The 12,833-nt window shown below is 73.0% G+C and carries 12 protein-coding genes; 9 read left to right on the top strand and 3 right to left on the bottom strand.

The window, feature by feature from the left end:
* Positions 1–2: 2 nt before the first annotated feature.
* Complete coding sequence (locus tag N912_RS0132160) at positions 3–2,165, bottom strand: hypothetical protein (protein WP_156994190.1); 2,163 nt, start codon at positions 2,163–2,165, stop codon at positions 3–5.
* A 195-nt stretch (positions 2,166–2,360) separates the two neighbouring features.
* Between N912_RS0132160 and N912_RS0132165 the strand changes: the two genes are divergently transcribed.
* Together N912_RS0132165 and N912_RS0132170 are read left to right on the top strand one after the other, a co-directional pair.
* On the top strand, positions 2,361–2,630 hold the full coding sequence (locus N912_RS0132165; protein ID WP_156994191.1) for a hypothetical protein: 270 nt from the start codon (positions 2,361–2,363) through the stop codon (positions 2,628–2,630).
* Between the two features lie 4 nt (positions 2,631–2,634).
* On the top strand, positions 2,635–4,020 hold the full coding sequence (locus tag N912_RS0132170) for a replication-associated recombination protein A (RefSeq protein WP_084211406.1): 1,386 nt from the start codon (positions 2,635–2,637) through the stop codon (positions 4,018–4,020).
* Here the strand turns inward: N912_RS0132170 and N912_RS0132175 are convergent.
* Positions 3,997–4,587 (bottom strand): TIGR03086 family metal-binding protein, encoded by a 591-nt coding sequence (locus N912_RS0132175; RefSeq protein ID WP_028925637.1) that lies wholly within the window; start codon positions 4,585–4,587, stop codon positions 3,997–3,999. The genes N912_RS0132170 and N912_RS0132175 overlap by 24 nt on opposite strands.
* Positions 4,588–4,641: 54 nt before the next feature.
* Here N912_RS0132175 and N912_RS0132180 point away from each other — a divergent pair, with 54 nt between their 5' ends.
* The gene (locus tag N912_RS0132180; RefSeq protein ID WP_037067797.1) at positions 4,642–5,091 is read left to right on the top strand and encodes a MarR family winged helix-turn-helix transcriptional regulator; all 450 of its coding nucleotides are present in this window, start codon (positions 4,642–4,644) and stop codon (positions 5,089–5,091) included.
* Between the two features lie 173 nt (positions 5,092–5,264).
* Here the strand turns inward: N912_RS0132180 and N912_RS56030 are convergent, their stop codons facing one another.
* On the bottom strand, positions 5,265–6,485 hold the full coding sequence (locus N912_RS56030; protein ID WP_156994193.1) for a DNRLRE domain-containing protein: 1,221 nt from the start codon (positions 6,483–6,485) through the stop codon (positions 5,265–5,267).
* A gap of 184 nt (positions 6,486–6,669) precedes the next feature.
* Here N912_RS56030 and N912_RS0132190 point away from each other — a divergent pair, with 184 nt between their 5' ends.
* The 6 genes from N912_RS0132190 (at position 6,670) to N912_RS0132215 (ending at position 12,714) form a co-directional block, all read left to right on the top strand.
* On the top strand, positions 6,670–7,038 hold the full coding sequence (locus N912_RS0132190; RefSeq protein ID WP_028925639.1) for a DUF948 domain-containing protein: 369 nt from the start codon (positions 6,670–6,672) through the stop codon (positions 7,036–7,038).
* Positions 7,035–7,337 (top strand): hypothetical protein, encoded by a 303-nt coding sequence (locus tag N912_RS0132195; RefSeq protein ID WP_028925640.1) that lies wholly within the window; start codon positions 7,035–7,037, stop codon positions 7,335–7,337. The genes N912_RS0132190 and N912_RS0132195 overlap by 4 nt, the downstream gene beginning before the upstream one ends.
* 66 nt (positions 7,338–7,403) lie before the next feature.
* Positions 7,404–10,067 (top strand): alanine--tRNA ligase, encoded by a 2,664-nt coding sequence (alaS, locus tag N912_RS0132200; protein WP_028925641.1) that lies wholly within the window; start codon positions 7,404–7,406, stop codon positions 10,065–10,067.
* A 22-nt stretch (positions 10,068–10,089) separates the two neighbouring features.
* The gene (gene ruvX / locus N912_RS0132205; protein ID WP_028925642.1) at positions 10,090–10,539 is read left to right on the top strand and encodes a Holliday junction resolvase RuvX; all 450 of its coding nucleotides are present in this window, start codon (positions 10,090–10,092) and stop codon (positions 10,537–10,539) included.
* Positions 10,536–11,900 (top strand): endolytic transglycosylase MltG, encoded by a 1,365-nt coding sequence (gene mltG, locus N912_RS0132210; protein ID WP_211261480.1) that lies wholly within the window; start codon positions 10,536–10,538, stop codon positions 11,898–11,900. The genes ruvX and mltG overlap by 4 nt, the downstream gene beginning before the upstream one ends.
* The gene (locus N912_RS0132215) at positions 11,890–12,714 is read left to right on the top strand and encodes a shikimate dehydrogenase (protein ID WP_028925644.1); all 825 of its coding nucleotides are present in this window, start codon (positions 11,890–11,892) and stop codon (positions 12,712–12,714) included. The genes mltG and N912_RS0132215 overlap by 11 nt, the downstream gene beginning before the upstream one ends.
* Positions 12,715–12,833 lie beyond the last annotated feature (119 nt).

Here is a 12,833-nt window from a genome sequence, read left to right on the forward strand (position 1 = left end):
GCTCACCCGTTCCGGCTGGTCGACCAGTCCTCCCACGCCGCGAGGGCGTCCTCGGCGAACCGGGTGCGCAACGGGTCGAGCCGCGAGCCCGGCCGGCCCGGCGGGTCCTGGTGGTCGCCCCGCAGCGCGTCGAGGTAGCCGCGCAGCGCATCGACGGCCCGTTTCGCCCCCTGCTCGGCCTCCTTGGCCTGGTCGGAGTCCAGCACGCCGGTGCGCAGCGCGGACAGCCACCCCTGCACCAGCGTCACCAGCAGCAGCACCGCCGCGCCGTCGTAGCTGGCGCGCCCCGGCCTGGCGGGGTCCACCCGCTGGTCCAGGTACGTCCAGGTCGCCTCGTGGTCGTTGAGCGCCTTGGCCACCGCGAACGCCCGGCCCGCGTGCTCGGCCACCTCGTCGGCGTCGTTCCAGCGCCGCAGCGCCTCGACGTGGCCCTGCAGCTGCGCCAGGTAGCTCATCCGCAGCGCGATCCAGCGGCCCTCCCTGGCCGCCGAGTGCTCCCGGCTCGCGCTCACCTCGGTCATCAGCTCCAGCCCCCGGCGCAGGCTGGTGTCGTCGCTGACCGGGTCGAGCAGGAACCGCGCGTACCCGTGGTCGAGGTGGCTGCGCTCGGCCGGGTCGTCGATCAGGTCGTCGCGCAGCCGGCGCGCGGTGCCCCACCACCGCTCCAGCGCCGCGGTCAGCCGCCGCACGCTGGGCCCCTTGCACATGCCGGTGGACACCGACCGGCGCACCGCGCGCAGGTTGTCCAGCACCAGCGGCAGCAGCTCGACCAGCACCGCCTTGCCCATCCCGCGCTCGGCCCGCTTGACCAGCCGCTCCAGCGCGTCGATCAGCGCCGGGTAGTCCTCGGTGGCCCGGCCGAAGGTCGCCTCGTACTGCATCACGTACCCGCGCGCGTACGCGCTGACCTGGTCGCGCAGCGGGTCCTCCGCGTCGAGCAGCGCCTCGGCGGCCTCGATCAGGCGGCGGCACCGGGCGGCGGTGTCCTCGCGGCTGCGGCGGTGGTCGAGCTTGATCATCCCGGCGAACCAGCCGGCGGCGCGCAGCGCGTAGTAGTGCGCCAGCAGCACCGCGCGGCGGGTCAGGGTGTCCTCGTCCCGCCAGCCGTCGATGTCCAGCTCGGGCAGGGCCAGCACCTGCCCCTTGCGGATCGGGCGGCCGGGCAGCGGCGCGAGCTGGCGGGCCATGCTGGCCACGATCAGCTCCACCTGGCGCTGGCGCGGCACCAGGACCTCCGCGTAGGGCGGGCCGTCGGCGGGGTCCTCGATCTGGATGGTGGACAGCGGCGCGCCGGCCATGCTGCCGATGAGCAGCGCCTCGCTCATGTCCTCGAGCATGGCGATCAGCAGCTCGCGGTGCTCGGGGCGCCCGGTCGCGGCCACCGTGTCGCTCTGCTCCCACCCGAACAGTGGGTTGAACCGCAGCCCGGCCTGGCTGCCCTGCACCTGGCCCTGTTCGTCGTACTGGTCGTGCTCGAAGATGCTGTCCCAGGTGGAGTGGATGACCTCCAGGTGCCGGGGGCTGTGCTTGATCTTCGGCTCGGCCTGCCCGCCGTACTCGATGCGCGACAGCGCGCGCCCGGTCCGGTTCGGGCGGGTGGGCTCGGGGCGGGGCTGCAGGAACGCCCGCTGGATCTGGGCGGCCTGCACGCCGTTGCGCACCAGGATCGGCTGGGACGCGAACACCTCCTGGAGCAGGCACAGCCCGACGGCAACCGCCAGGCTGGGGGAGTCGACCATCCCGCTGATGTCGGCCAGCGCCCGCCGCACGGCCCTGGCCACCGGGGCCAGCACGTGGTTCGCCCCGGTCAGGACCAGCGCGGCCTTGGTGTCCGGGCCGTAGGCCTGCACCGCGACGTTGGGGATCGGGGCGAAGTCGACGTCCTCGCCGTCCACGTGCCGGAACTGGCGGGTGGACTTCTCCGGGCGGTAGAACACGCCGCCGTCCGGGTCGTCCCGGTGCGGGATGACCGGGCCGCCGAGGGTGAGCTCGGTGGTGGTCAGCTCCCGGTAGTCGACCAGCCAGGCGCGCCCGCGGCCGGCGTCGTCTGAGCTCCACGGATCACCGGCGACACCGCTGAGGGCGGCGACCTTGCGCGCGATCCGCAGCTCCATGAGGCCGCGCGAACCGATCTTCGCCGGCGGCATCTGGGCGGCAAGGTGCATGGACGGAGCCCCTAACGGTCGCAACGAGATGAGTGTGGGCATGTCGAGGCCCAAGAGCAAGCATCTGGCCGACCCCTGTCGGCTGGACAAGAGTAACTCTCCGTTCAGGTGATTTCACCTGTACGGCTGGTTGTGCCTGTTTAGGGGGACTTGGATTCTGGGTACACAGTCCCTATAGAGGAGAGGGGCGCAACGATGATGACCTTCTGGATGATCCTTGGGTACGGCTTTCTGATATTCCTCGCCTTCCAGGCCGGCCGGTCGGCCGACGCATCCCGGGAGCGGGCACTGCGCCAGCAGACCGCGGCCGAGGTCGCGCGGCTCAGGCAGGAGCGTGAGTGGCTGGCCGCCGAGCGGGAGCGCTACCTCGCGGCGGTGGAGGAGTGGCGGCGCGAGACGCGTGAGCGGATCCGCACCGGTGGCGACGAGCGGCCACCCGGTGGCAACCCGCCCCTCGCGGCGTAGCGTCATGTGGGTGAGCGACGGTCTGTTCTCGGTCGACTCTGTCCAACTGGACGCTGGCAGCGACCGGTCCGCCGGCGGGGAACCGGTGTCCTCGGTTGCCCCGCTGGCGGTCCGGATGCGCCCGCGCACGCTGGACGAGGTGGTCGGGCAGTCCCACCTGCTCGCCGCCGGGGCGCCGCTGCGCCGTCTGGTGGAGGGGGCGGCGCCGGCGTCGGTGCTGCTCTACGGCCCGCCGGGCACCGGCAAGACGACCATCGCGCGGCTGATGGCCGGACAGGGCTCGCGTCATTTCGTCGCGCTGTCCGCGTTGTCGTCCGGGGTCAAGGAGCTGCGCGCGGTGATCGAGGACGCGCGCAAGCGGCTGGACTACACCGGGCAGACCACCGTGCTGTTCATCGACGAGGTGCACAGGTTCTCCAAGACCCAGCAGGACGCGCTGCTCGGCGCGGTGGAGGACCGGCTGGTGCTGCTCGTCGGGGCGACCACGGAGAACCCGTCGTTCTCGGTGGTCACGCCGCTGCTGTCGCGGTCGCTGGTGCTGCGGCTGGAGTCGCTGACCGACGCGGAGATCGGCACCCTGCTGGACCGCGCGCTGGCCGACCAGCGCGGCCTGAACGGCGAGTTCGAGCTGGCCGACGCGGCGCGCGAGCAGTTGGTGCGGCTGTCCGCCGGCGACGCAAGGCGGGCGCTGACCGTGCTCGAGGCCGCCGCCGACGCGGCCGCCGGCACGGACTCTGCCTCGATCGACATCGAGATCGTGCGGAAGGTGGTTGAAGAGGCCTCGGTGGCCTACGACCGCGCCGGCGACCAGCACTACGACGTGATCAGCGCGTTCATCAAGTCGATCAGGGGCTCGGACGTGGACGCCGCGCTGCACTACCTGGCGCGGATGATCGTGGCCGGCGAGGACCCCCGGTTCATCGCCCGCCGGCTGATGGTGCACGCCAGCGAGGACGTCGGCATGGCCGACCCGACGGCGCTCCCGGTCGCGGTGGCCGCCGCGCAGACCGTCCAGCTCGTGGGCCTGCCCGAGGCCCGGCTCGCGCTGGCCCAGGCCACCGTGCACCTGGCCACCGCGCCGAAGTCCAACGCGGTGATCACGGCGGTGGACGAGGCGATCGCCGACGTGCGCGCCGGCCACGCCGGGGCCGTCCCGCCGCACCTGCGCGACGGCCACTACGCCGGGGCCGCGCGGCTGGGCAACGCGGTGGGCTACCGGTATCCCCACAACGTGCCCGAGGCCGTGCTCGCCCAGCAGTACCCGCCGGACGAGCTGGTCGGCCGCGACTACTACCGGCCGACCCCGCACGGAGGCGAGCGCGCGCTGTCCGAGCGCGTGCCGAAGCTGCGCCGGGCGATTCGCGGCTCAGGAGGGCCGGCGGCCCAGTAGGGCGAGCGCGCGGTGCCAGTCGCCGGCGCCGTCGGCGGTGGGGAGTACGGGCGCGAACGTGGCCCCGGGCCGTTCCCGGTACGCGCCGGTCGGGACCGCCTCGGCGACTCGGAGGGTGGCGGCGACCAGATCCGGTTCGGGGTCGAACGGCAGGGCGAGCGCGGTGGCGACGTCCCAGCCGTGCACGACGGTGTCCAGCAGCTGAAAGCCGATCACCAGCGCGGTCGGGAACCGCTGTTCGGCGCTCAGCTCGGCCAGCAGTACGGGCCGGTCCAGGTCGGCTTTCACGAAGGCGTCGGCGACGTCGTCGGCGGAGGCCTGCCACCGTGTGGACGGCTGGGAGCCCGGGGGTCTCGAATCGAACGCGGAGAGTGGCGCGTCGCCAGGTCCGCGCACGGCGGCGGCGAAACCGTGGTTCTGGCCGATCATGTGCGCGAGCAGCGCGTCGAGGTCCCAGTCCGCGCATGGTGTGCTTTTGCCGAGGTCGGGCGGGGTGACCTTGTCGATCACGGAGCCGGCGAGGGCGAGCGCCCGGCGGTGCAGCGGTCGTGCGTCATTGATGTGCATATGTAGACCATCTACGAAGGTGGACGATTTGTCCAGGGGTTTATCGTCCCGGGGATGGGTGCGCAGAGGCACGACCTCGGGGCGATGTTCGTCCGTCTGGGCCATGCCATGGTGGAGGCCGAGCGTCCGGTCCTGTCCGGCCTCGGCGTCGAGATGTGGGACTACGTCGTGCTGGCCGCGCTGCGCCGCGCACCCGCCCGCTCGCAGGCGCGGCTGGCCGAGACCGCCGGCCGGGACAAGACCCGGCTGATCCCGATCCTGGACAGGCTGGAGCGGCGCGGCCTGGTGCGCCGCACCCCCGACCCCGCCGACCGCCGCAACCGCATAGTCGAGCTCACTGAGGCGGGCGAGGAGCTGGTGGCGTCGTGTCGCTCGGCCATCCGGCGGATGGAGGCGCGGATGCTGGCCGATCTCCCCGAGCCGGAGCGCGCGGCGTTCGTCGCCTCGTTGGAGCGGGTGAGCGACCTGGTCCTCGGTCCGAACTGGAGCGCTTCACACCGTTAGCCCGGCTTGTCGTGGCCACCGTGCGTGGCTCGGGAGCACCCCCACGTCCACGCTCACGTCGACGTCCAAGTAGAACGATCTATCTATTGCTAGAACGATCTATCCACTTGTAGAACGATCTATCTACCGCGAACGGGACGCCAGCGCCCGTATGGAGCATGGACATACCGGGCTCACGGTTCGAGCGTGATGCCCAGAGCGGGCACATGCAGCCCGTCGCCGGACCCGAACCGTTTCGAACTCAGCGGGTCGCCCTCGTCGGTGGCGCGCACCATGATCGTGCCGACACCCACGCCGGCCTGGATCCACGAACGGACCAGGTCCGTGAGGTCGATGCTGACCCAGCCGGCCCCGCAGGCCGGGTCGTGCCCCCTGGTCTCCGTGCTGCTGGCCCACGCCCGTTCACCGGCCGGCTGGTTGCCCCATCGGGTGGCCGGCCCGACCCCAGGGCTGGACCAGACCTCCCACCCCCGCGCCTCACACGTCGCCGACCAGTCCGAATACAGCCGCAGCGTCGCCGACGAGACCCGCTCCCCGCCCAGCCGCGACAGGTCCCAGGACAGGAACCCGCGCGCCACCGAGCCGCCCTCCGAACTACCCACCCGCAGCTCCGGCTCGCTGGACAGGTCGCTGCCCGCCGCCGTGCTCAGCACCGAGGTGTCGAAGGGCAGCGTGGCCCCGCCGTTGGCCGCCACCTGGCTGAGCGCGGGCGCGGCGGCGAACATGTCCGACGGACCTCCGCCAGGAACCGGCGCGGTGGCCGGGTGCAGTGACGAGGCGGCGCCGGGCCGGGTGACCCGCAGGACCAGCGGCGCCGGCGGCGCGGCCGGCGCGCCCAGGCCGGAGGCCGTCGCGATGTGGTCGGGGGGAGCGGCCGGTGGGGCCAGCGACCGGCGCAGCGAGGCGACGAACCCGGTGCGGGTGGCCTCCACGACCAGGTCGGCGCCGGGCCGCGCGCCAGGATAGGTCGCCCTGGTGCCGTCCACCTGGGGTGCGGGCAGCGGACCGTCCCAGGCCAGCGCGGTGTTCGTGCCGTCCGGCGCGCGCACCGAGGCCGCGTCCGCCGCCGCGCCGCCGCCGGAGAGCCACAGCAGGTACGGATGCGCGCCCGCCCGCACGGCCCCGTCCGGCTCGCGGTGCAGCGCGAGGTCGAGCGGCGCCCAGCCGTTCCCGCGCTGCACCCGGACCGGGCCGGTGGTGAGCACCACGGTACGAGCCCCGTTGGGATGCCGGTACGTCGTCGACGTCTCGCTGCGCTGTTCGGTGACCTCGACGGGCCCCGAGGCCGGCGGCGGCGCGGGCTCGCCCGGCGGGGCCGACGGCGGTGCCGCCGGCGGGAACCAGGTGACCAGCGACAGCGTCACGCCCACCACCGCGCCGATCCCTGGTCTCATGCCGCCAGAGGGTGCGAGCGCGCCGGTCGCGGTACAAGCGCACAGGCCGGGCGGACCCACGTCGGTGCACCCGCTCCGCCCGTTCGGGTGGCTGAACCGAGCGAAACCGGGCGGTCACCGAGGCGGCGCACGGGGGCGGTAGCCTTGATCTGATCACCGATGACACAACTCCGGGAGGCGCGCCATGACGGCCGAGCAGATCGCCGCGGTGGTCGCCGCCGGTGCCTTCGTGGTGCTGGTCGTGCTGCTCGCCATTCCGCTGATCAAGCTGGGCCGCACGCTGGACGAGGCCACCATCGCGATCCGTGAGGCGCACCAGCGCGGCGGCCCGATGCTGGACAACACCAACACCACGATCACGCAGGTGAACACCCAGCTGCGGCGGGTGGACGGGATCACCACCAACGCGCGCGCCGTGACCAGCAACGTCTCGGCCCTGACCTCGCTGTTCACCGCTACCATGGGAGGGCCGCTGGTACGGGCGGCCGCGTTCTCGTACGGCGTGTCGAAAGCGATCAAGGCGAGGCGTGCCCGCAAGGAACGGCGGCGATGAAACGGTTGTTCTGGCTAGGCCTGGGGATCGCGGCCGGCGTGGTGGCCACCCGCAAGGCCGCCGACGCCGCCCAGCGGCTGACCCCGGCCGGGGTGGGTGAGCAGATCGGCGACGGGCTGCGCGAGCTGGCCTCGGCGCTCGGCGCGTTCGGGGCCGAGGTGCGCGCCGGCATGGCCGAGCGCGAGCACCAGCTCACCGACATGGTCGAGCACCGCACCGGCCAGCCGCTGCCCGGGCTGGCCGACACGATCTTCCCGACCGAGGCCGGGCGAGCGCGCGGGGCGGGCGACCGGGCCTGACCGGCCTCGTCCCCGCCGTCCTCGCGTCCGCAACACAGGCTCACGACCGCGTAAGAGAGTGCCACCGTGGAAACCCACGAGATCAATCGACGTTTCACCGACCATTTCGTCAACGCCGGACACACGAAGGTGCCCAGCGCCTCGCTGATCCTCGACGACCCGACCCTGCTGTTCGTCAACGCCGGCATGGTGCAGTTCAAGCCGTACTTCCTCGGCGAGGTCCCGCCGCCCTACCCGCGCGCCACCTCCATCCAGAAGTGCGTGCGCACCGGGGACATCGACGAGGTCGGCAAGACCACCCGGCACAACACGTTCTTCCAGATGGCCGGGAACTTCAGCTTCGGCGACTACTTCAAGGCCGGCGCCATCGAGTACGCCTGGAACCTGGTCACCGGCTCCCAGGACGCCGGCGGCTACGGCTTCGACCCGGACCGCATCTGGCCGACCGTCTACCACGATGACGACGAGGCCTTCGAGCTCTGGCGAAAGATCACCGGCCTGCCCGAGGAGCGGATCCAGCGCCGGGGCGGCAAGGACAACTACTGGGACATGGGCGTGCCCGGCCCGGGTGGGCCCTGCTCGGAGATCTTCTACGACCGGGGCCCGGAGCACGGCCGCGAGGGCGGGCCCGTCGCGGACGAGGACCGCTACCTGGAGCTGTGGAACCTCGTCTTCATGCAGGACGAGCGCGGTGAGCGCAGCCCCAAGCAGGGGCACAAGCCGATCGGCGAGCTGCCCAGCAAGAACATCGACACCGGCATGGGCGTGGAGCGGGTCGCCTACCTGCTCCAGGGCGTGGCCAACGTCTACGAGACCGACCTGGTCCGCCCGGTGATCGCCCGCGCCGAGGAGCTGTCCGGGCGGCGCTACGGCGCGGACCCCACCGACGACGTGCGGTTCCGGGTGATCGCCGACCACGCCCGGTCCGGCGTGATGATCATCGGCGACGGCGTGACGCCGTCCAACGAGGCCAGGGGATACGTGCTGCGCCGGCTGCTGCGCCGGATCGTGCGCTCGGCCCGGCTGCTGGGCGTGCGCGAGCCGGTGCTCGGCTCGTTCGCCGAGGTGGTGCGCGACGCCATGGCCCCGTCCTACCCGGAGCTGGTCACCGACTTCGAGCGGATCAACGCCGTGGTGCGCGCCGAGGAGGACGCCTTCCTGCAGACGTTGTCGTCCGGGTCGCGGATCTTCGACACGGCGGTCACCGCCGTGAAGAACCAGGGCGGCACCCAGCTCGCCGGTGACCAGGCGTTCCAGCTGCACGACACGTACGGGTTCCCGATCGACCTGACCCTGGAGATGGCCGCCGAGGCCGGGCTCAGCGTCGACGAGGACGGCTTCCGCCGGCTGATGAACGAGCAGCGCTCCCGGGCCAAGGCCGACGCCGCCGCCCGCAAGACCGGCCACGTGGACGCCTCGCTGTACCGGGCCGTGCTGGACAACCACGGCAACACCGTGTTCCTCGGCTACACCGAGCTGGCCAGCGAGGGCCGGGTGGTCGGGCTGCTGCGCGACGGGCAGAGCGTGGCCGCCGCCTCCGAGGGCGACGCCGTCGAGGTGATGCTCGACCGCACGCCGTTCTACGCCGAGGCCGGCGGCCAGCAGGCCGACACGGGCTACCTGCGCGGCGACGGGTTCGTGGTCCGGGTGGACGACGTGCAGTCCCCGGTGGCCGGCCTGCGGGTGCACCGGGGCGAGGTCACCGCCGGCACCGTCACGCTGGACGCCCAGGTGATCGCCGAGATCGACCCGGCGCGGCGGTCCGGCGTGTCCCGCGCGCACACCGCCACCCACCTGGTGCACGCCGGCGTGCGCAACGCCCTGGGCACCTCGGCGCGCCAGGCCGGCTCGCTGAACGCCCCCGGCCGGCTGCGGTTCGACTTCACCTCCCCGTCCGGGGCCGTCTCGCCGGCCGCGCTGGGCGAGATCGAGGACGAGGTCAACACCGTGCTGCAGCAGAACCGGGAGGTCGAGGCGTACGAGACGTCGATGGACGAGGCCCGCAAGCTGGGGGCGCTGATGTTCTTCGGCGAGAAGTACGGCGACCGGGTGCGGGTCGTGGACATGGGGGAGTACTCCCGCGAGCTGTGCGGCGGCACGCACGTGCACCGCACCGGCGAGCTGGGCATGGTCAAGGTGCTCTCCGAGGGGTCGATCGGCTCGGGCGTGCGCCGGGTCGAGGCCCTGGTCGGGCTGGACGCGTTCCGGCACATGTCCAAGGAGCACCTGCTGCTCACCCAGCTCTCCGACCAGCTCAAGGCCCGCCCCGAGGAGCTGCCCGACCGGGTGGCCGGCCTGGTGGAGCGGCTGCGCGTGGTCGAGCGGGACCTGGAGAAGCAGCGCGCCGAGGCCGTGCTGTCCTCGGCCGGGTCGCTGGCCGATGCCGCCGAGGACGTCGACGGCACCGCGCTGGTGGCCGTCGAGGTGCCCGGCGGGGTCGGCGCCAACGACCTGCGCGCGCTGACCGCCGACGTCCGGGGCAGGCTGGGCGCCCGGCCCGGGGTGGTCGCGCTGTTCGGCACGGACTCCGACCGGGTGACGTTCGTGGTGGCCACCACCGAGGCCGCCCGCACCCGGGGGCTGGCCGCCGGGAAGCTGATCCCGACGTTCGCCGGGTCCGTGGGCGGGCGCGGCGGCGGCAAGGCCGACCTGGCCCAGGGCGGCGGCACCAACCCGGCCGGCGTGCCGGACGCGGTGGCCGCGCTGCGAACAGCCGTACGCGCTCACTGAGAGTGACTGGGGTGAGCGGAGAGTGAGTGAATCCGGCCGGCTGTTGGGCGTCGACGTCGGTTCGGTCCGGGTCGGGGTCGCCGTCAGTGACCCCGGCGGCCTGCTCGCCACACCCCTGGTTACCCTCCGACGAGACGAGCGGGACGGCACGGACCTCCGCCGGCTGGCCGAGCTCGTGGCCGAGTACGAGGTAGTAGAGGTGGTGGTCGGTCTGCCCCGCACGCTCGCGGGCCGGGAAGGCCCGGCCGCCGAGGCCGCGCGCCGCTATGCGGACGCCCTCACCCCGCTGCTGCCGGTGCCGGTGCGGATGGTCGACGAACGGCTGTCCACCGTGGTGGCCACCCGCGCGCTGCGCGGCAGCGGGGTGGCCGGCCGCAAGCAGCGCGCCGTGGTCGACCAGGCGGCCGCCGTCGCGATCCTGCAAGGTTGGTTGGACACGCGTCGTTCCGCCGGAGGCGGGATCGAGGCGTGACCGGGCCGAGGAGCAGGGACGACACCCAGCCGCTGCGCGTCATCGGACCCCGCCTCGGGGGCGGGCGCCCGGCGCGGGCCGGTGCCGACTTCGGCCGGAGCTGGCACGAACGCGCGCGGGCTGACGACGACCGCGCCCGAGCACGCGGAGGACGACCGGCCATGGAGCGCCCACCGGGGAAACGGCCGTCCGCCCCCGTCGAGCGGACGGAGCGTGTCGAGCGGCCGTCCCGCCGCCGTCCTCGGCGCCGTCGTCGCGGGCCGCTGCTGCTGGTGCTGGTGGTGCTGGTCGCGGCCATCGGGGCGGGCGGCTACCTCGGGTACAAGAAGATGTTCGGGGTGCCCGACTTCGAGGGCGACGGCAACGGCGACGTGATCGTCCGGATCAAGCAGGGCGACCTGATCAGCGCCATGGGCACCGAGCTGGCCAGGCAGGGCGTAGTGCAGAGCGCCAAGGCGTTCACCACCGCCGCCGCGCTGGACGACGCCAAGGCCCGCTCCCTGCAGCCCGGGTACTACCGGCTGCGGTTGGGCATGTCCGGGCAGAAGGCCGTCGAGCTGCTGCTCGACCCGACCTCGCGGGTGGGCCAGCTGGAGATCAAGGGCGGCGTCCAGCTGGACGACACCAGGCTGCCCGACGGCAAGGTCGCTCCCGGGGTGCTGTCGATGATCTCCAAGGCGACCTGCGTCGACATCAACGGCTCGGACACCTGCATCACGCCCGAACAGCTGCGCGCGACCATGATGAGCACCCCGCCGTCGCAGCTCGGGGTGCCCGGCTGGGCGGTGGCCGAGGTCGGCAAGGCCGAGCCCAAGCGCCGGCTGGAGGGCTGGTTGGCGCCCGGGCGCTACGACGTGCGGCCGGGCAGCTCGCCGGTCGAGGTGCTGCGCACCCTGGTCAGCGCGTCGGCGGCGCAGTACGAGTCGCTGGGGCTGCTCACGACGGCCGAGAAGAGCAAGTACAGCGCGTACCAACTGCTGGTGATCGCCTCGCTGGTGGAGCGGGAAGGCCTCACCCCGGACTTCAACAAGATCTCCAGGGTGATCTACAACCGGCTCAAGGACCGGGTCCGGCTCGGGCTGGACTCCACCGTGAACTACCCGCTGGACCTGCAGGAGGTGCGGACCAGCACGGAGGACCGCAACCGCCCCGGCCCGTACAACAGCTACCTCAACTACGGCCTGCCGCCCACCCCGATCGGCGCGCCGGGCAGGGAGGCCATCCAGTCCGCGCTGAACCCCGAGGACGGCCCGTGGATGTTCTTCGTGCGCTGCCACAAGGACGGCACCTCGTGCTTCGCCACCTCGCTGCCCGAGCACCAGAAGAACGTGAAAGAGGCGTTGGCGGCCGGTGCCTTCTGATCAGACGGTCAGGCGGGCGGCCGTGCTGGGCTCGCCGGTAGGACACTCCCGTTCGCCCGCGCTGCACCGGGCTGCCTACGCCGCGCTCGGGCTGACCGGCTGGCGCTACGACGCGATCGAGTGCGACGAGGCCCGGCTGCCCGGCCTGGTGGACTCGCTGGGCCCGGAGTGGGTGGGGCTGTCGGTCACCATGCCCGGCAAGCGGGCCGCGCTGGCCCGCGCGGACGAGCGGACCGACCGGGCGGTGGCCGTGGACTCGGCGAACACCCTGGTCAGGTTGAAGGACGGCGGGTGGCGCGCGGACTGCACGGATATCGACGGGGTGACCGGAGCTCTTAAATCCGTGGGCTGGACGGCACCGCGAACCGGCCGGGCGCTGCTGCTCGGCGCCGGGGCCACGGCGGCCGCCGCCGTCGCCGGCCTCGCCGAGCTGGGCATTCAGCGGCTGGAGATCATGGTGCGCACCCCGGCACGGGCGGCCGGCACGGTGGCCGTCGCCGAGCACTTCGGCCTTGACGCCACGGTGGTGACCTGGGACCCGGCGCTGCCCGGCGCGTCGTCCGTCGACATCCTGGTCAGCACCGTCCCGGCCGGCGTGGCCGACGACTGCGCGCCCGCCGCGGCCGCCGCCCCGTTCGTGCTCGACGTCATCTACCACCCGTGGCCCACGCCGATGGCCAGCGCCGTGCAGGCCGCCGGCGGCCGACTCGCCACCGGCCTGGACATGCTGCTGCACCAGGCGTTCGGCCAGGTCGAACAGTTCACCGGCCGCCCGGCCCCCCGCGACGCGATGGCCGCCGCCCTGAACCCGTGAGTGGTTAGCGTTGTCATAGCAACGCTAACCACTCACGGGTTCTTCGGTCGGGTGGTGACACGCGACTCGGGGTGTTCCTCCTCCGGTAACCATGCCGTCGCCTTGACGGCATCGGCCGC

This window comes from Actinospineispora acaciae DSM 45401 (genome assembly GCF_000620785.1).
Classification (GTDB): Bacteria; Actinomycetota; Actinomycetes; order Mycobacteriales; family Pseudonocardiaceae; genus Pseudonocardia; species Pseudonocardia acaciae.